At 73.8% G+C, this 18,882-nt stretch carries 15 protein-coding genes; 10 read left to right on the forward strand and 5 right to left on the reverse strand.

Annotated elements, in window-relative coordinates; all coding sequences use genetic code 11:
• Positions 1-59 precede the first annotated feature (59 nt).
• Positions 60-329, forward strand: a complete 270-nt coding sequence (locus tag ACZ4XJ_RS21120; RefSeq protein WP_281205829.1) for a hypothetical protein — start codon at positions 60-62, stop codon at positions 327-329.
• Between the two features lie 49 nt (positions 330-378).
• On the opposite strand, the gene ACZ4XJ_RS21125 is transcribed toward ACZ4XJ_RS21120, so the two are convergent.
• Positions 379-1,629 carry a CaiB/BaiF CoA transferase family protein gene (locus tag ACZ4XJ_RS21125; RefSeq protein WP_468497010.1) on the reverse strand — a complete coding sequence of 417 codons (1,251 nt, stop codon included), beginning with the start codon at positions 1,627-1,629 and terminating at the stop codon, positions 379-381.
• Positions 1,630-1,754: 125 nt separating this feature from the next.
• Positions 1,755-2,876, reverse strand: a complete 1,122-nt coding sequence (locus tag ACZ4XJ_RS21130; protein ID WP_468497149.1) for a type ISP restriction/modification enzyme — start codon at positions 2,874-2,876, stop codon at positions 1,755-1,757.
• A 160-nt stretch (positions 2,877-3,036) separates the two neighbouring features.
• Here ACZ4XJ_RS21130 and ACZ4XJ_RS21135 point away from each other — a divergent pair, with 160 nt between their 5' ends.
• On the forward strand, positions 3,037-3,201 hold the full coding sequence (locus tag ACZ4XJ_RS21135) for a hypothetical protein (RefSeq protein ID WP_383994637.1): 165 nt from the start codon (positions 3,037-3,039) through the stop codon (positions 3,199-3,201).
• Between the two features lie 104 nt (positions 3,202-3,305).
• Here ACZ4XJ_RS21135 and ACZ4XJ_RS21140 read toward each other — a convergent pair whose 3' ends face one another.
• Together ACZ4XJ_RS21140 and hmgA are read right to left on the reverse strand one after the other, a co-directional pair.
• Positions 3,306-4,055, reverse strand: coding sequence for a GntR family transcriptional regulator (locus ACZ4XJ_RS21140; RefSeq protein ID WP_468497011.1), 750 nt, complete (start codon positions 4,053-4,055; stop codon positions 3,306-3,308).
• 205 nt (positions 4,056-4,260) lie between these two features.
• Complete coding sequence (gene hmgA / locus ACZ4XJ_RS21145; protein ID WP_362877320.1) at positions 4,261-5,583, reverse strand: homogentisate 1,2-dioxygenase; 1,323 nt, start codon at positions 5,581-5,583, stop codon at positions 4,261-4,263.
• Positions 5,584-5,731: 148 nt separating this feature from the next.
• Between hmgA and ACZ4XJ_RS21150 the strand changes: the two genes are divergently transcribed.
• From ACZ4XJ_RS21150 to ACZ4XJ_RS21185, 8 genes are all read left to right on the forward strand, one after another.
• Positions 5,732-7,999 carry a right-handed parallel beta-helix repeat-containing protein gene (locus ACZ4XJ_RS21150; RefSeq protein ID WP_468497012.1) on the forward strand — a complete coding sequence of 756 codons (2,268 nt, stop codon included), beginning with the start codon at positions 5,732-5,734 and terminating at the stop codon, positions 7,997-7,999.
• Positions 8,000-8,303: 304 nt separating this feature from the next.
• Complete coding sequence (locus ACZ4XJ_RS21155) at positions 8,304-9,179, forward strand: cupredoxin domain-containing protein (RefSeq protein ID WP_468497150.1); 876 nt, start codon at positions 8,304-8,306, stop codon at positions 9,177-9,179.
• Positions 9,176-10,780: a hypothetical protein gene (locus ACZ4XJ_RS21160; protein ID WP_468497013.1), complete on the forward strand. Its 1,605-nt coding sequence runs from the start codon at positions 9,176-9,178 to the stop codon at positions 10,778-10,780. The genes ACZ4XJ_RS21155 and ACZ4XJ_RS21160 overlap by 4 nt, the downstream gene beginning before the upstream one ends.
• Positions 10,781-10,838: 58 nt before the next feature.
• Positions 10,839-11,459: a TetR/AcrR family transcriptional regulator gene (locus tag ACZ4XJ_RS21165; RefSeq protein ID WP_468497014.1), complete on the forward strand. Its 621-nt coding sequence runs from the start codon at positions 10,839-10,841 to the stop codon at positions 11,457-11,459.
• 199 nt (positions 11,460-11,658) lie between these two features.
• Positions 11,659-13,917 (forward strand): molybdopterin-dependent oxidoreductase, encoded by a 2,259-nt coding sequence (locus ACZ4XJ_RS21170; protein ID WP_468497015.1) that lies wholly within the window; start codon positions 11,659-11,661, stop codon positions 13,915-13,917.
• Between the two features lie 73 nt (positions 13,918-13,990).
• The gene (locus ACZ4XJ_RS21175) at positions 13,991-15,529 is read left to right on the forward strand and encodes a CitMHS family transporter (RefSeq protein WP_468497016.1); all 1,539 of its coding nucleotides are present in this window, start codon (positions 13,991-13,993) and stop codon (positions 15,527-15,529) included.
• Between the two features lie 98 nt (positions 15,530-15,627).
• Positions 15,628-17,040, forward strand: coding sequence for an aldehyde dehydrogenase family protein (locus ACZ4XJ_RS21180; protein WP_468497017.1), 1,413 nt, complete (start codon positions 15,628-15,630; stop codon positions 17,038-17,040).
• Between the two features lie 23 nt (positions 17,041-17,063).
• Positions 17,064-18,143 carry a zinc-binding dehydrogenase gene (locus ACZ4XJ_RS21185; RefSeq protein WP_383994611.1) on the forward strand — a complete coding sequence of 360 codons (1,080 nt, stop codon included), beginning with the start codon at positions 17,064-17,066 and terminating at the stop codon, positions 18,141-18,143.
• A 74-nt stretch (positions 18,144-18,217) separates the two neighbouring features.
• Here ACZ4XJ_RS21185 and ACZ4XJ_RS21190 read toward each other — a convergent pair whose 3' ends face one another.
• Positions 18,218-18,862 (reverse strand): TetR/AcrR family transcriptional regulator, encoded by a 645-nt coding sequence (locus ACZ4XJ_RS21190; protein ID WP_468497018.1) that lies wholly within the window; start codon positions 18,860-18,862, stop codon positions 18,218-18,220.
• Between the last annotated feature and the right edge of the window lie 20 nt (positions 18,863-18,882).

The raw sequence follows: 18,882 nt of genomic DNA on the forward strand, positions 1-18,882 counted from the left end.
GCGGGGGCGATAGGGTTAACCTGCCCGGGCCGGGTGCCCTCGTACGGGTGGGGAGAGACATGGAACAGATAGCAATGCGCAGCAGGCCGCCCCGCGTGCCTGCCATCACCTGCGGCAGCAAAGCGACAAGCTCGCGCCTCGACCGTCACCTCGCGGTGTTGGGCGGCCCCGCCGTCCCGCACCACGAGGCCGCCGAGGCGACCCTGCTGATGCGTGAGCTCACGTCCCGCGACCACACGCACGTACAGCGGAGCCGGAGCGCGCGCGTCGCGCTCTTCGCGCCGCTGCGCAGGCTGCGGCGCACGCTCTTCGGCAGCCGCCGCTCGTAACTGCCCCGTAGTGCAGCCGGTCGCCCCGGCCGCACCCCGGCACCCGTCCCTACGCGCCGGCGTCTCCCCGGCCTCCGGCGATCACACCGTCCCGGCGCAGCCCCGCGATCTGCGCGCCCGTCATCCCCAGGGCGCGCAGCAGGGGCTCGTCGTGCTCGCCGAGCGCGGGCACCGCACCCATGCGCGGTGCCGCGCCGCCCGGCAGCCCGATCGGCGGCAGCAACGCCCGCAGCGGGCCCACCGGCGAGTCCACCTCCCGCCAGCGCTCGCGCGCCGCCAACTGCGGGTGCCCGGCCAGCTGCGCCACCGAGTTCAGCCGCGCACAGGCGATCCCCGCCTCCTCCAACCGGCGGACCGCCTCGTCCGCCCCCAGTACCGCGAGCGCCGCCGCCACGACCGCGTCCGTCTCCGCGCGGCCCCGGGTGCGCGCCGCGTTCGTCGCGAACGCCGGGTCCTCGGCCAGGTCCGGCCGCCCCAGCACCTGCCGCGCCAACCGCCGCCACTCCCGGTCGTTCTGCACCGACAGCAGCACCCGGTCCCCGTCCGCCGTCGGGTAGGCGTCGTACGGGGCGATCACGGCGTGCGCGAGCCCCGTGCGCACGGGCTGCTCCCCGCCGTGCATCGTGTGGTGCAGCGGATGCCCCATCCACTCGGCGAGCGAGTCCAGCATCGAGACCTCGACGGGGCCGCCTCGCCCGGTGACGCCGCGGCGCAGCAGCGCGGCGAGGACGCCCGAGAAGGCGTACATGGCCGCCGCGATGTCGGCGGCCGGGATCCCGGCCTTCACGGGCTCCTCCGGGGTGCCGGTCACGGACACCAGGCCCGCCTCGCACTGCACGAGCATGTCGTAGGCCCGCTTGTGGGCGTACGGGCCCCGCGGGCCGTAGCCCGAGACGTCCACGGCGATCAGTCGCGGGTGGCGGGCGCACAGCGTGGCCGCGTCGAGTCCGAGGCGGGCGGCGGCCCCGTGCGCGAGGTTCTGGACGAAGACGTCGGCCCCGTCGAGCAGCCGGTGCAGCACCTCCAGGCCGCGCGGGTCCTTCAGGTCGAGCGTCAGGGACTCCTTGCCGCGGTTGGCCCACACGAAGTGCGAGGCCAACCCGTGGGCGGCGGTGTCATAGGCGCGGGCGAAGTCCCCGCCGTCGGGGCGCTCGACCTTGATCACGCGGGCGCCGAGGTCGGCCAGCTGACGGGTGGCGAAGGGCGCCGAGACGGCCTGCTCGACGGCGACGACGGTGATCCCGGCGAGGGGGAGGGGCTCGGTTCCGGGGCGGGGGTGCGGGTGGGAATCGTTGTCCATGACACCGATCCCTATCCCGGCGAGCCCCGGCCTGTCACCAGGCACGGACGTGGCGCCGACGGTTCGCCCGGGTTCATCCGCGTACGGTCCCGGGATGTCGGACCGCGTACGGAGGTCCACGGAGGTCAGAGCAGCGCGAACTGGCCGCCCGGGCCCTCCTCCTGGTGGTCCAGCACCGAGGCGGGCCGGCGGGCCGCGCGCGGCGGCGGCAGCACCCCGCCGGCCGCGAGTTCCGCGGTCGTCAGCAGCGGCCCGGGGGTGAACGCGGCCCGCTCCGGGGCCAGCTCCGCGAGCAGCGCCAGGGTCGTCACCAGCGCGAGCAGCTCCGAGGTCCAGGCCTGCGGCCACCCGGCGGGGCCCAGCGCGTCCAGCCCGTCCGCGTCCGGCCCGCGGTGCGCGCACCGGGCGGCGAACCAAACCTCCAGGACGCGGACGCCCTGGGCCTCGTACTCCCACGCCGCCTCCGGCACGGGGGCGACGACCCCGTCCCCGAGGGTCAGCGTCAGCGTCCGCGGGTCGTACGCGAGGCCGTCCGGCCAGCCCGTGACCGCCGCCCGTACGTACGGGCGGCGCCCGCCGGGCAGCCTCGGCGGCTCCCCGCCCCGCGCCCCGCGCAGCTGGACGGACAGCAGGCGGTGCCCCAGCTCCAGGCCCGCCCGCCAGCGCTCCGGATCGGCCGCCAGGGGCACCTCGTACCCCCGGGGTCCCGGGCGGCCCGCGGCGAGGATCCAGCACAATACGTCCTCCGGAGTGACCCAGCCGCCGTGGCGCTCGCCGAGCAGCGTCAGCAGCCCCGGCGCGAGGTTCGGCTCGGCGCCGCCCGGCCGGCGGTGCAGCGGCCGGATCCGGCCCAGCCGGCCCGCCGGGAGGTGGGCCGTGACCAGCAGCTCCGGGGTCTCCACCGCGAACAACTGGTACCCGTCCCGGACCCGCCACAGCTCCGGCCGGGCCGCGTCGATGAGCCGCTGGTCGGGCAGCAGCCACTGTTCGTCGAAGGGGGCCCGGAGCACCCGTACGGGTTCGGGGAACGGGCCGGGCTCGTCGGCGAACCGGGCCGTCGCGGAACGCTGCCCCGGCAGCGCGGCGGCGCCGGCGGCGGTCGTACGGCTCCGGGACGGGCGGAACAGCCGCTCCCGCTCGGTCCCTTCGGCGCCCGTCAGAGCCGTCCAGCGGGCCCGCAGCGTGGCCGGGTCGGGGGCCGCGACCCAGTCCCGGCCCAGGCGCAGGCCGCCCACGGCCCAGGGCATCAGGTCGTCCAGCAGCGGGTTCGGCGGCGGTGTCTCAGCGCTCACCCGGCAGATGGTAGCGACGCCCCACGGGGCCGGGCCCCGTCCTGGCCGAAGCGTTACGCTCCTTATGGGAGTGGATGCGGCATTTCTGCCCATCCGTACCGACGGAGGAGCGGCCATGAGCCAGTACGACGAGTACACGACGCCTTCGCAGGCCGAGGGCGAGCGCCTCGACGAGGACCTGGACGAGACCCAGCGCAAGCAGCGCCACCCGCAGACCACGCGCACCACCCCCTCCCAGGCCGAGGGCGAACGCGCGGCGGACGACGACGACCGGAAGTGACGGCGGGGGCGCGCCGACCTCGGGCCCCGTCGCCGGGCTCGCCCCGGGTTGAGGGCGCCTCCCGGGGTTCAGGGCGCCTCCCGGGTTCAGGGCGCGTCCCAAAGTCAGGGCGCGTCGACCGTCACCGTGAAGGAGAACCGGTCGCCCCGGTACCGGATGCGGGCCACGTCGGCGACCCGTCCGTCCTCGTCGTAGGTCACGCCCGTGTAGTGCAGGATCGGGCTCAGCAACGGCACCCCGAGCAGTTCGGCCGTCACGGGGTCCGCCAGCCGGGCCTCGACCGTGTCCGTGATCCGGCTGATCCGCACGCCGACCACGTCGCGCAGCACCTTCGTCATCGGCCACCGCGCCAGGTCCGCCAGGTCCACGCCCTCGGCCAGGTCCGGACGGACCGCGTTCTCCGCCCAGTTCGACGGCTCGTCGCTCTCGCCGTCGTACCGGAGCCTGCGGTACGTGACCACCTCGGGCGTGTCCGGGAAGTGCTCCAGCAGTTCCCCGGACACCGGGGTCCGTTCGTGGCCGAGGATCGTCGTGCGCTCGCCCGACTGCTGCGCGACGATCGCGTCCACCGAACCCAGCAGCCGCACCGGGGCGCCCCGCCGCGCGCCCGGCTCGATGAAGGTCCCGCGCCGCCGGTGCCGGCTGATCAGGCCCTCGCCCTCCAGCTCCTTGAGTGCCTGGCGCATCGTCAGGACGCTCACCCCGTAGTGCTCGGCGAGCTGTTCCTCGGTCGGCAGCCGCAGCGAGGCGTCCGGGGTGCGACCGAGTATCGAGGCGCGCAGGGACTGCGACACCTGATACCAGAGCGGCAACTTCCGGTTCAGTACGAGGGAGTCGGGAGCGAAGGCGGTCACGGGTGGTTCTCCGTACGGCTGGCTGGACGTCATGCGGTGCGCGGCGCTAACGCGGGCGGGCGGGGGTGCGGGCGGAGGCGGGGGCCGAAGGCGGAGCGGGTGCGCGGCCGGTTTCGCGCCGGCGTCCCCGCCCTGGCCCTCGTGTCCGTCCTCGTCCTCGCGCTCGCCCCCGCTCCCGCCCCCGTTCCCACCGCGCATGCGCATGTTAGGCGCGGAAGTGGCGTTCGAGACCCTGCCACACGTCGTCGTATCCGCGCTGGAGGTGGTCCGCGTCGGCCGCCTGCGGGGTGGCGGTGATCGGCCAGCGGGTCTCGAACATGAAGGCCAGCCCGTCGTCGATCTTCTGCGGCTTCAGCTCGGCGGCGCTCGCCTTGTCGAAGGTCTCCCGGTCCGGCCCGTGCGCGGACATCATGTTGTGCAGCGAGCCGCCGCCGGGGACGAAGCCCTCGGCCTTCGCGTCGTACGCGCCCTCGATCAAGCCCATGTACTCGCTCATCACGTTCCGGTGGAAGTACGGCGGCCGGAACGTGTCCTCGCCGACCAGCCAACGCGGTGCGAACACCACGAAGTCGACGCCCGCGAGCCCGGGAGTGTCGGATGGCGAGGTCAGCACGGTGAAGATCGACGGGTCCGGGTGGTCGTAGCTGATCGACCCGATGACGTTGAAGCGGCGCAGGTCGTACACGTACGGGACGTGCGTACCGTGCCAGGCGACCACATCGAGCGGCGAGTGGTCGTACGTCGCCGACCAGAGGTTGCCGCAGAACTTGTTGACCACCTCGGTCGGGCGCTCGCTGTCCTCGTACGCCGCCACCGGGGCCCGGAAGTCACGCGCCGAGGCGAGGCCGTTGGCGCCGATCGGGCCCAGGTCGGGCAGCTCGAAGGGGCGGCCGTAGTTCTCGCAGACGTACCCACGGGCGGGCGCGCCCTCGGAGTCCAGCGGCTCGACGCGGAACCGGACCCCGCGCGGGATCAGCGCCATCTCGCCGGGACCGGCGCTGAGCAGGCCGAGTTCGGTGCGCAGCAGCAGGCCGCCGCGCTCGGGAACGATCAGCAGCTCGCCGTCGGAGCTGCTGAACACCCGGTCCGTCATCGGGGCGTTGGCGGCGTAGAGGTGGATGGCCATGCCGCTGCGCTGGGCGGCGTCGCCGTTGCCGCCGAGGGTCCACAGGCCGGCCAGGAAGTCGGTGCCGGGCGCCGGGTCGGGCAGCGGGTTCCAGCGAAGCCGGTTGGGGTCGGGGACCGCCTCGGTGAAGGGCGCCGTGCGCAGGGCGCCGTTGTCGACGCGGACGAAGGCCGGGTGTGCGGCCGACGGGCGGATCCGGTAGAGCCACGAGCGGCGGTTGTCGGCGCGCGGCTCGGTGAAGGCGCTGCCGCTGAGTTGCTCGGCGTAGAGGCCGAGCGGCGCGCGCTGGGGCGAGTTCCGGCCGAGCGGGAGAGCGCCGGGCACGGCCTCAGAGCTGTGCTCGTTGCCGAAGCCGGTGAGGTACTCCAGCCCCTCCGCCGTCTTCCTGGCCTGCTCACTCATGTGCTGCTCCCGCTCCGTCGAAGGAATCCTATGCCTGACAGTAGGATTCCGCGACCCCGCCGTCAACGCCCCCTCGCCCGAACAGGCGGCATGCGGATTCCCGCAGAGGGGGATCCGAAAAGATGAACATTGCTCTACTCTCTCGCGCATGTCGTGGACCCGCAGGTTCCCTGCCGTGCCGGCGGCGCTCCTCGCCGCCCTCCTCGCTCTCCTGTCCCTCCTCGTCGCCGCGCCCGCCGCCCGCGCGCACGAGGAGCGCCCCGTCACCTTCCCCGACGGCACCGGATCCGTCCCGCAGTACCGTTCCACCGCGCCCGACCTGCTGGTCTGCAAGACCGACCGGGCCGCCTTCGAACGCCGCACGGCGGGCTTCCCCGACGCCCTGCGGCAACGCAACCTGGCCCTGTACGAGCAGTGCGAGAAGAGCGGCTACCGCCACCTCCAGGAGGCCGTCGACGCCGTCGACCGCCCCGGCATGAACATCGCGATCCTCCCCGGCCTCTACGAGGAGGAGCCCTCGCTGCCGAAACCGACGGGGGAGTGCGCCGCGCTCAAAGCCCCCAACTCCTCCTTCGGCTACCAGATCCTGACCTACGAGCAGCAGGCCCAGTGCCGCCACAACCAGAACCTCGTCGCGATCCTCGGCAAGACCGACCTGCAGATCGAGGGCACCGGGGCATCCCGCACGGACGTGATCATCGACGCCAAGTACCAGAAGCTCAACGGCCTGCGCGCCGACCGCTCCAACGGCATCTACTTCCGCAACTTCACCGCGCAGCGCACCACCTTCAACTCGTTGTACGTCCTCGCGGGCGACGGCTTCGTCATCGACGACGTCCTGACCCGCTGGAACGACGAGTACGGCTTCCTGACCTTCGCCAGCGACCACGGCCTGTACAAGAACTGCGAGTCGTACGGCAACGGCGACTCCGGCATCTATCCCGGTAGCGCCTCCAACATCAACGACGGCCGCGGCTACGACGTCCCCCGCTACTCCATCGAGATCACCGGCTGCCGCAGCCACCACAACATGGTCGGCTACTCCGGCACCGCGGGGGACTCCGTGTGGGTCCACGACAACGAGTTCGACCAGAACATGGGCGGTGCCTCGATGGACAGCGCCTTCCCCGGCCACCCCGGCCTGCCGCAGAACCACGCCCGGTTCGAACGGAACCTGATCCACGACAACAACCAGGACTACTACCGCTACGTCGCCGACGGCACCTGCGCCAAGCCGCCCGCCGAACGCGGGTACGAACAGGGCGTGGTCTGCCCGCAGATCTCCATGCCTCCCGGCACCGGCATCATCACCGCGGGCGGCAACTGGAACCTGTACGAGGACAACTGGGTGTACGGGCACCGACGCGCGGGCTTCTTCCTCAGCGCCGTCCCCGCCTTCATCCGAGGCGAGGAGGAGTGGTCCAAGCAGACCGACACCTCCCACCACAACCGGTACGCCGGCAACGTCCTCGGCAAGGACAAGTCCGGCGCATCCCGGCCCAACGGCACGGACGTGTGGTGGGACGGGCAGGGCAGGGGCAACTGCTGGCAGGACGGACCCGACGGCTCCACCCCGGGCACGCTCCCGCAGTGCGGATCCGCCCGCGGCGACGTCAGCGGAGCCTCGGCCCGACTGGTCGGCGAACCGGTGAAACTCGCCCAACTGATGGTCTGCGCGGACTACAACGTCCAGGCGCGCAAGCTCCCGGCGGGCTGCGACTGGTACGGAGCCCGCGGCCTGGAACGGGTCGAGACCCAGCTGGCGCTGGGCGTGGCCGCCGTACTGCTGCTGGTCGGCGGAGTGCTGTGGCGACGCCGGCTTGCGGGCTCCCGACTGGGCGCGGCAGCCTCCCTGCTGGGCCTCGCCGGGCTGGCCCTGGACGTCGCCGGATCCACGATGCCCCTCGTGGACACCTTCGTTCCGGCGCTCGCCCTGTTGCTCCTGGGCCTGTGGTGGACGGGCGCCGGGCTGGTCCTGCGCGCGGAACGCCCCTGGCTGGCACGCCTCACCCTGCTACTGGGGGCCCTGACCCTGCTCGACGCGTTCGACAAGGCCGTCCTGATGATCCCCTGGACCCCGCTGAGCCCCGCCTGGGTACGGGCCCTGGTCGCGGTGGTGTGGGTCCTGTGGGCCGTCGCCGCCTCGGCCCGCCCCACCCCGCCCACCCCGACCCACCCCGCCGACCCGGGCGCTGCCGCCGACCCGGGCGCCGCCGACCCGGGCGCCGCCGACCCGGGCGCCGCCGACCCGGGCGCCGGCAACGGCCCGGGCGGCGGCAACGGCCCGACCCACCCCGCCGACCCGGGCGACGCCGGGGACGCCGCCGTCCCGGGCGACGGCCCGGAGGGCGACCGAGCCCCGACCCCGGCCACCCCACCCCCACCGCCCCCCGCAGCGGACACCCCGACCCCGTAACACCCCGACGGACGGAGCGGGGGCATGCGAGAGCGCCCCGGCTCGGGGTGCGGGGGAGTCGAGCCGCTTCCCCGCATCGGGGCTCCGGAGCGCCCGCTCCGGAGGGGCCGGCGCGTTGCCCCGCAGCGCCGCCTCCACACCGGGCCCCGCGCCGGGCCCCGCGCCGGGTCCCGGGCCGGCCGGGGTGGACGCCCGTCGTCCCGCCCCGGCCGGCCCGGAACACCGATATGACGACCCGTTCCGAGACCGGAGGTCCGCAGTGAGCGTCCGTCCCGAAGACCGTGTCCGGTGCGACGCGTGCGGGATACCCAACCGCACGGCCCGCACGGCCGGGCCGTCCCGCCGGGCCACCCGGCTCGCCGCGCTGGTGGCCGTCCTCCTGCTGCTGGTCGGCGGCGTGGTAACGGGCTGCGGGGGCCGGGCCACGACCCACCACAAGCCCGGCACCACCCACGAAGAGGCGTCCGGCGGAGTCGGGACCCTCCTGGAGGTGCAGGACGGTACGGGCCACCGCCTGCGCGAGGTCCCCGCGCAGGGCGCGCCGGAGGTCCGGCTCACCGCACGACCCGACTCGGAGGACGGCTGGAACCTCCAACTGGCCGTGACGAACTTCCGCTTCACCCCCGACAGCACCGGCGGCGGCGCCCTCCCGGGCGCCGGCCACGCCCACCTCGAACTCGACGGCCGCAAACTGGCCCGGGTGTACGGCCCCTGGTTCCACCTGCCCGCGGCGCAGGTACCCCAGGGCCCGCACACCCTGACCGTCCGCCTGTACGCCGACGACCACACCGCGTGGGCCGTCGCCGGCAAGGCGATCGAGGCTGCCGTTCCGCTGACCGCCGCCCCCGCGGGCGCCGACCACAGCCACCCGGCGGGCACCCCGAGCGCCGGCGGCACCCCGACCGGGGCCCCGCAGGCGGACCGGACCGTCACCCTCGCCGTCCGGGACGGCAAGGTGCACCCCGCTCCCGACCGCACCGAGCTCAAGCGCGGTGAGCGCGTGGCCCTGATCGTCACCAGCGACCTCGCCGACACCCTCCACGTCCACGGCTATGACAAGGAACTCACCCTGCCCGCGGGCCAGGAGGCGACCTTGGTCCTGACGGCCGACCGCACCGGCCTCTTCGAGGTCGAGACCCACACGTCCGGCCTGCTCCTGACCCAGCTCGTCGTCCGATGACCACCACCGCCACCGCCACCGGAACGGGCGCAGGCGCAGGCGCAGGAACAGCCACGGGGACCGTCACCACCGCCGCCGCACCCGGCCCCGCCGCATCCGGCGGCACCTGGCCGGGCGGTGGCCCGGCTGTGTGGCCCGATGTCGGCGTCACCGCCACGAGCCCGACTGGGAGCCCGGTCGGGTTCACCACCGCGAGCCCCGCCGACATCCCGTCCGCGATCGCCGCCGGATTCGGCCCCGCCCCCGGCCCCGGCGCGAGCCCGGTCGGCTGGTCCGGCCAGAGCGTGGTCCTTCACCCGGCCGACCCGTCGATCCTGCTGGCGCACGGGATCGGATCCCAGCACGACCTGCCCATCTCCCCCTTCTACGCCTTCGCCGGCGCCTTCACCGCCCTGTTCGTCTCCTTCCTGGCCCTCGGCCTGCTCTGGTCCGTGTCCCGCTTCCGCGGCGACCGCTCCGGGCTCGCTCTGCCCGCCGGGTTCCAGCGGGTGGCCGACGCGCCGGCCACCCGACTCGTCCTGCGCGGACTCGGCCTCGCCGCAGCCCTCGCCGTACTCCTCCACCTCCTCCTCGGTCCCGACGACCCCACCCGGAACCCCGCGCCGGGGACCGTCTACGTCCTGTTCTGGGTCGGCCTCGTGCCCACCTCCCTCCTCCTCGGCCCCGTCTGGCGCCTGGTCAACCCGCTGCGCACCCTCCACCGCCTCCTTTCCCGGGGCCGGGCCCGGCTCCTGGGCCGCCCGCCCGGACCCGGACGCCCCCTGCCCGCACGGCTGGGCCAATGGCCCGCCGCCGCAGGCCTGTTCGGCTTCACCTGGTTGGAGCTCGCCGCCCCCGATCCCGCATCCACCACCACCCTCCTCATCGCCCTCGTCGGCTACGCGTCCGTCCACCTGCTCCTCGCCGCCCGCCACGGCGAGCGCTGGTTCACCGACGCGGACGCCTTCGAGGCCTACTCCGACCTCCTGGCCCGGCTCGCCGTGCTCGGCCGTCGTAGCGACGGCCGCCTGGTCCTGCGCAACCCCTTCCACGGACTCGACGCGACGCCCGAGCGACCCGGACTCGTCGCCACCGTCTGCGTCCTCCTCGGTTCCACCGCCTACGACGGCTACAGCGACAACCCCTCCTGGATCAACGTCGTTCAGACCTCCCCCCTCGGCCGCACCCCCACGGCCACCCTCGGACTACTCGCTTCCGTCGCTCTCGTCGCCGGCCTCTATTGCCTGTGCGCGGCGGCCACCCGCCTCGTCGCCGGACCTCATCCCGGACCGCTGACCGCCTTCGCGCATTCACTCGTGCCGATCGCCCTCGGCTATCTCATCGCTCACTACTTCTCCCTCCTGGTCACCGAAGGACCACGCACAGTGAGCATCGCACTCGGCACTGACAACGGCCCCGATCCCAGTCCCCCCATGGGCCCCGGCGGTCTCGCAGCCCTCCAGGTGATCGCCGTCGTGACCGGACACGTACTCGGAGTGATCGCCGCGCACGACCGTTCCGTTCGGCTGTTCCCGCCCGCCAAGGCGGTGGCGGGTCAACTCCCGCTGCTGGCGCTGATGATCGCGTACACCGTCGGCGGGCTCGCCCTCCTGCTCAACTGACCGGTCGGGCGCGGGCAGGGAGGCCGGAAGGCTGGACCGAGAAGCCAGGAGCGGCATCATGGACACCGTGCCTCCCGACCAGCCCCTGCGCAGGACCCCCGTCCAGCAGCGCAGCGCCGACCGCCTCGTGCGGATCCTCGACGCCTGCGCCGAGCTCCTCGATGAGGCGGGGTACGAAAACCTCAGCACCCGGGCCGTCGCCCTGCGCGCCGGAGTGCCCATCGGATCGGTCTACCGCTTCTTCGGCAACAAGCGGGCCATGGCCGTCGCCCTGGCCCACCGCAACCTCGACCGCTACGCCGACGGCATCCAGCGCCGCCTCGCCGAGCTGCCCGCCGACTCCTGGCGGCCGGCGGTCGACGCGGTGCTGGACGAGTACCTGGCCATGAAGCGCAGCGTGCCCGGCTTCGCCCTGGTCGACTTCGGCGTGCCCGCACCGCCGTCCGACGGCCCGGCCTCCGACCCCAACCACCAGGTGGCCGCCCGGCTCACCGAACTGCTCTGCGCCCACCTCGGACTGACGCCCGACGCCGACCTCCGCAGGGCGGTGCTGGTCGCCGTCGAGGCGACCGACGCGTTGATCCAGCTCGCCTTCCGGACGGACCCGGCCGGAGACGCCGGCATCGTCGCCGAAACCCGGGCGATGATGCGGGCCTATCTCGCGCGCGTCCTCGACTGATCCGCCGCCGGACCGGCGCCCCGGACCGGCGCCCCGGACCGGCGCCCCGGACCGGCGCCCCGGTCCGTAGCCAGCCGACGCAGACCCCTCCCGCCCGTGCCTACCGGTCGGTATGCTCGGGACGCCCCAGCCGGCCCGGCCCCCGCGGTCGGCTCCGGGTCGTGTCCGTGCCGCAGCCCGCCGCCTCCCAGGAGCGTCCATGCCTCGCACCGCCCCGCGCATCTGCCCGCTCTGCGAAGCCACCTGCGGCCTCACCCTCACCATCGAGGGCGCCACCGTGACCGGCGCCCGCGGCGACCGTGACGACATCTTCAGTCGCGGGTTCATCTGCCCCAAGGGTGCCGCCTTCGGTGCACTCGACGCCGACCCGGACCGGCTGCGCGGCCCCCTCGTACGCCGCGACGGACAACTGCGCGAAGCCGGCTGGGAGGAGGCCTACGAGGCCATCGCCGCCGCGGTGCCGGCGCTCGTCGCGGAGCACGGAGCTCAGTCCGTCGGCGTCGTCCTCGGCAACCCGAACGTCCACACCATGGCCGGCGCCCTCTACCCGCCGCTGCTGGTCAACGCCCTGGGCACGCGGAACCTGTTCACCGCCAGCACCCTCGACCAGATGCCCAAGCACGTGTCCAGCGGGCTCCTGTTCGGCGATCCGTTCGCCATCCCGGTGCCCGACCTGGACCGCACCGACTTCCTCCTGGTCCTCGGCGCCAACCCGGTCGAATCCAACGGCTCGTTGTGCACCGCCCCCGACTTCCCCGGCCGGCTCAAGGCGCTGCGCGCCCGCGGCGGCACGCTCGTGGTCGTCGACCCGCGCCGTACGCGCACCGCCCGGCTGGCCGACCGTCACCTCGCCCCGCGCCCCGGCAGCGACGCCCTCCTGCTGGCAGCCCTCGCGCACACCCTGCTGACGGAGAAGCTCGCGAAGCCCGGTCCGCTCGCCGAACACATCGAAGGACTCCGGGAACTCGCCGACGCCCTCGGGAGTTTCACCCCTGAGGCCGCCGCCCCCGCCTGCGACCTCCCGGCCTCCGAGATCCGCGCCCTCGCCCGCGACCTCGCGGCCGCGCCGACCGCCGCCGTCTACGGGCGGATCGGCAGCTGCACCGTCGAGTTCGGAACGCTCGCCAGCTGGCTGGTCGACGTACTGAACATCCTCACGGGCAACCTCGACCGCCCGGGCGGAGCCCTCTTCCCGCTGGCCGCGGCGGGCCCGCGACCCCGTCCCGCCGGACCGGGTCGGGGGTTCGCGCTGGGCCGCTGGCACAGTCGGGTCAGCGCTCATCCCGAGGTGAAGAGCGAGCTGCCCAGTGCGGCACTGGCCGAGGAGATCGAGACGCCCGGCGAGGGGCGGATCCGCGCCCTGATCTCCATCGCGGCCAACCCGGTGCTGTCCGCCCCCGACGGCCGCCGGCTCGACGCCGCCCTCGCCGGACTCGACTTCATGGTCAGCGTCGACCCTTACCTCAACGAGACCTCGCGCCACGCCCACGTGGTCCTGCCCCCGCCGCCGCCCTCGCAGAGCGCCCACCACGACTTCGCGTTCAACGGCTTCGCCGTCCACAACCAGGTCCGCTACACGCGCCCGGCCGTCCCGCTGGACGCGGACCGAAGCGACGAATGCGAGATCCACGCCCGTCTCGTCCTCGCCGTCTCGGGCCTGCACGGCGCCGCCGAACCCTCCACCGTGGACGACCTCGCCATCCGGGCCGTCCTCGTCAAGGAGACCTCCGACCGGCACTCCCCGCTGCACGGTGCCGACCCCGAACGCCTCGCCGGACTCCTCACCGGCGAGAACGGCCCCGAGCGCCGGCTCGACCTGATGCTCCGACTCGGCCCGTACGGCGACCGCTTCGGCGCGCCCGGATACGTCGCCCCCGAGGCGGCGCCGCACGGGGCCGGCCTCAGTCTCGAACGGTTGCTCGCCCATCCGCACGGCATCGACCTGGGCCCGCTGCGGCCCCGGCTTCCGGGCGTGCTCAGGACCCGCAGCGGCAGGATCGAGCTGCTTCCCGACCCGATCGCGGCCGAGCTCCCCGGGCTCCGCGCGGCGCTCGCCGAACGCCCCGCCGCCCTGGTGCTCGTGGGCCGCCGCCACCTGCGGTCCAACAACAGCTGGTTGCACAACGTCCCGGCCCTCACCGGAGGTTCCAACCGGTGCACCCTCCAGGTCCACCCCGAGGACGCGGCGCGCCACGGCCTCACCGACGGCGGCCGCGCCAGGATCAGCGCGGACGGCGGCAGCCTGGACGTGCCCGTCGAGGTCACCGACACGGTCCGCGCCGGCGTGGTCAGCCTGCCGCACGGCTGGGGTCACGACCGGCCCGGCACCCGGCTCGCGGTGGCCGGCGCCGACCCCGGCGCCAACGTGAACCAGCTGCTCGACGGCACCCGGCTGGACCCCCTGTCCGGCACGGCGGTGCTCAACGCCTTCCCCGTCCAGCTGGCACCCCTGCCCTGAGCTGGGGTTTTGCTCGTATTGCTCACGCGCGGACATCTTGTTGGGCGTGGCAGGGGGCACCTACGTTCCCTGCATGCTGACCTTCCTCGGCTTCGCCATGATCGCGACCTTCCTGGTCCTGATCATGCTGAAGAAAATGTCGCCCATCGCGGCGCTCGTGCTCATCCCCGCGCTCTTCTGCGTGTTCGCCGGCAAGGGCGCACATCTCGGGGACTACGTCATCGACGGGGTCGGCAAACTCGCGCCGACCGCCGCGATGCTGATGTTCGCCATCGTCTACTTCGGGCTGATGATCGACGTCGGTCTCTTCGACCCGATCGTGCGCGGCATCCTGCGCTTCTGCAAGGCCGACCCGATGCGGGTGGTGGTGGGCACGGCCGTGCTCGCCGCCATCGTCTCGCTCGACGGGGACGGCTCGACCACCTTCATGATCACGGTCTCGGCCATGTACCCGCTGTACAAGCGGCTCGGCCTGAGCCTGGTGGTCATGACGGGCGTCGCGGCGACCGCCAACGGCGTCATGAACACCCTTCCCTGGGGCGGCCCCACGGCCCGCGCCGCCACGGCCCTCAAGCTCGACGCCGGCGACATCTTCGTGCCGATGATCCCGGCCCTCGCCGTCGGTCTGCTCTTCGTCTTCGCCCTGGCCTACGTCCTGGGCGTCAAGGAGCGCCGTCGGGTCGGCTCCCTGGTGATGCCCGGCGGGGATGGTCTCGAAGGTGAGGGGAACGCCGGTGCGGCCGGCGCGGAGGTACTGGTTCCGTCCGGTGCCCGTACCGGCGGCGCCACCGACGGTTCCGGCGCCCCGGCGGTCGCCCCGTCCTCCGACGGCGTACCCGGATGCGACGGAGCCGAGGCCGACCGGCCCGCCCGTGCCCCCCAGCCGACCGGCCCCATCCCGACCGGCTCAGGCCCGAGCGGCCCCGCCCCGGTCGACACCTCGCCGGACGCCCCGTCCGACACCGAGGGCTTCCAGGGCCTCGACCCGCGCCGCCCGACGCTGCGCCCCCGCCTCTACTGGTTCAACGCGGGGCTGACGATCGCCCTGCTGACGGCCATGATCATGGAACTGCTGCCGATCCCGGTGCTGTTCCTGCTCGCCGCCGCCCTCGCGCTCACCGTGAACTTCCCGCACATGCCCGACCAGAAGGCCCGGCTCGCCGCGCACGCCGACAACGTGCTGAACGTGGCCGGCATGGTCTTCGCGGCCGCCGTCTTCACCGGGGTCCTCACCGGTACGGGCATGGTCAAGGACATGGCCGACTGGCTGGTCGGGGCCATCCCCGAGGGCATGGGCCCGCACATGGCCCTGGTCACCGGACTCCTCAGCCTGCCCCTCACCTACTTCATGTCCAACGACGGCTTCTACTTCGGCGTCCTGCCGGTGCTCGCCGAGGCGGGCGCCGCCCACGGGGTGTCCCCGCTGGAGATCGCCCGCGCCTCCCTGGTCGGCCAGGCCCTGCACATGTCCAGCCCGCTGGTCCCGGCCGTCTACGTGCTCGTCGGCATGGCCAAGGTCGAGTTCGGCGACCACACCCGCTTCACGGTGAAGTGGGCGGCCCTCACCTCCCTCGTGGTCCTCGCGGCGGGGATGCTTTTCGGCATCATCTGATCCGGGCCACCCCTGGCGCCCGGAAAACTACCGACGCTAGTTTGTAGGGTGTTGGTGACGTCAGGTCTACGCGCTCGTGCGTGCTCGGGAGGAATGCCATGAAGGCCCAGGACGGGATGTACATCGGCGGGGCGTGGGTGCCCGCAGCCGGCGCCGGCCGGATCCAGGTCGTCAATCCGGCGGACGAGCAGGTCATCGCGGAGGTGCCGGCCGGCAGCGCCGAGGACGTGGACGCGGCCGTACGGGCCGCCCGCGCGGCCTTCCCCGGCTGGGCGGCCACCGCCCCGGCCGACCGGGCGGCCCTGATCGGCGTCCTCCGGGACGTACTGGTGGCCCGGAAGGGCGAGCTGGCCGAGACGGTCACCGCCGAACTCGGTTCCCCGCTCGGCTTCGCGGAGGCGGTGCACATCGGGTCGCCGATCGCGGTGGCCGGCTCGTACGCCGAGCTGGGGGCCTCGTACGGCTTCGAGGAGCGGATCGGCAACTCCACGGTCCTGCTGGAGCCCGTCGGCGTGGTCGGGGCGATCACGCCCTGGAACTACCCGCTGCACCAGATCGTTGCCAAGGTGGCACCCGCACTCGCCGCCGGCTGCACCGTCGTCCTCAAGCCCGCCGAGGACACCCCGCTGACCGCACAGCTCTTCGCCGAAGCCGTGCACGAGGCGGGCATCCCGGCCGGGGTCTTCAACCTGGTGACCGGCACCGGGCCGGTCGCCGGTCAGGCCCTGGCCGAGCACGAAGGGGTCGACCTCGTCTCCTTCACCGGCTCGACCGCCGTCGGGAAGAAGATCGGCGCCACGGCAGGCGCCGCGATCAAGCGTGTCGCCCTCGAACTGGGCGGCAAATCGGCCAATGTCATCCTGCCCGGGGCGGACCTCGCCAAGGCCGTCGCGGTGGGCGTCGGCCACGTCATGAACAACTCCGGTCAGAGCTGCAACGCCCTCACGCGCATGCTCGTCCACCGGGACCAGTACGAGGAGGCCGTCACCCTCGCGGCCGCCGCCGTCGCCAAGTACCCGTCCGGAGACCCCCGCGACCCGGGCACCCGCCTCGGCCCGGTCGTCAACGCCACCCAGCGCGACCGCGTCCGCGCGTACATCGCCAAGGGCGTCGAGGAAGGCGCGCGCCTCGTCGCGGGCGGCCTCGACAGCCCCCACGAGCAGGGGTACTTCGTGGCCCCGACGGTCTTCGCGGACGTCACCCCCGCGATGACCATCGCCCAGGAGGAGATCTTCGGCCCCGTGCTGGCGATCCTCCGCTACGAGGACGAGGACGACGCCCTGCGCATCGCCAACGGCACCGTCTACGGCTTGGGCGGCGCGGTGTGGGCCGAGGACGAGGAGACGGCCGTGGCGTTCGCCCGCCGCATGGACACCGGGCAGGTGGACATCAACGGGGGCCGCTTCAACGTGCGCGCGCCGTTCGGTGGGTACAAGCAGTCGGGTGTCGGCCGCGAGTTGGGCCCGCACGGCCTGGGGGAGTACCTCCAGACCAAGTCCCTGCAGTTCTGACCGCCCGAGACGGAGAAAAGATCATGGTCCGCGCCGCCGTCCTGCCCGCCGTCGGAGCCCCGCTGGAGATACGGGAGATCGTGCTGCCCGAGCCCGGCCCCGGTCAGGTCCGGGTACGCCTCGTCGCAGCCGGGGTCTGCCACTCCGACCTCTCCCTCACCAACGGCACCATGCGGGTGCCCGTCCCCGCCATCCTCGGCCACGAGGGCGCGGGTACGGTCCTCGCCGTCGGCGAGGGCGTCACCCACGTCGCCCCGGGAGACGGCGTCGTCCTCAACTGGGCGCCGTCCTGCGGGGAGTGCCACCACTGCCTGATCGGCGAGGTCTGGCTCTGCGCCAAGGCGCTGAGCGGAGTCGGGGCCGTCCACGCCCATGACGCCGAGGGGACCGAGCTGCACCCCGGGCTCAACGTCGCCGCGTTCGCCGAGGAGACCGTCGTCGCGGCGAACTGCGTGCTGCCCGCGCCCGCCGGGATCCCGCTCACCGAGGCCGCCCTCCTCGGCTGCGCCGTCCTCACCGGCTACGGCGCCGTCCACCACAGCGCGCAGGTCTTCCCGGGCGAGTCGGTGGTGGTGTTCGGCGTCGGCGGCGTCGGCCTGGCCGCGCTCCAGGCGGCCCGGATCGGTCAGGCGGGTCCCATCGTCGCCGTGGACGTCTCCCCGGCCAAGGAGGAGCTCGCGCGGGCGGCCGGAGCCACCGAGTTCGTGCTCGCCTCGGACACCACCGCCAAGCAGGTCCGCGCGGTCACCGGCGGCCGGGGCGCGGACGTCGCCATCGAGTGCGTGGGTCGCGCGGAGAGCATCCGCGCGGCCTGGGAGTCGACGCGGCGGGGCGGCCGCACGACGGTCGTCGGCATCGGCGGCAAGGAACAGCAGGTCACCTTCAACGCGTTGGAGATCTTCCACTTCGCGCGCACGCTCAGCGGCTGCGTCTACGGCAACAGCGACCCCGCCCGGGACCTTCCGGTGATCGCCGACCACGTCCGCGCGGGCCGACTCGACCTCGCGGGCCTCGTCACCGACCGGATCACCCTCGACGGCATCCCGGCCGCGTTCGAGGCGATGCTCGCGGGCAAGGGAGGCCGCTCGCTGGTCGTCTTCTGACCCACCCCGACGGGCACACCCGCCCGACTCCGCCCCACCCCGCCCGACCCCGACCCACGCCCTCCGGGCGGGAGTCAGGCGGGGTCGGCGGGAAGGGCGTCGAACTGGAGGGCCAGGCCGTCGAGCAGGGCGGCCAGACCCGTCTCGAAGGCTCCCTCGTCGACCTCGCGGCGCCGCTCCGCCAGCAGGTGGGCCTGCCCCAGGTGGGGATAGTCCGTCGGGTCGTACGCCGTCTCGTCGTCGACGAAACCGCCGGCGAACGAGGCCACCGCCGAGCCCAGGATGAAGTACCGCATCAGCGCCCCGATCCGGGTCGCGTGCGCCGGCGGCCAGCCCGCCTCCGTCATCGCGCCGAACACCGAGTCCGCCAGCCGCAGTCCCGCCGGCCGCCGGCCCGGCCCCCGGGCCAGGACCGGCACGATGTTCGGATGGTCGGACAGGGCGTCGCGGTACGAGTGCGCCCAGGCGTGCAACGCCGGCCGCCAGTCCCGGCAGTCTTCGAACATCGACAGGTCCACCCGCGCGCTCACCGCGTCGGCCACCGCCTCCAGGATCTCGTCCTTCGTGCGGAAGTGGTTGTACAGGGACGGCCCGCTCACCCCGAGCGCGGCGGCCAACCGGCGCGTCGAGAGCGCCTCCAGACCTTCCGCGTCCACCAGCGCACCCGCCGCCTCGACGATGCGGGCTCGGCTGAGGAGGGGCTTGCGCGGTCTGGCCATGCGCCACATAGTAGGGCCTG

The sequence above is a fragment of the Streptomyces sp. NPDC029836 genome (assembly GCF_055574495.1).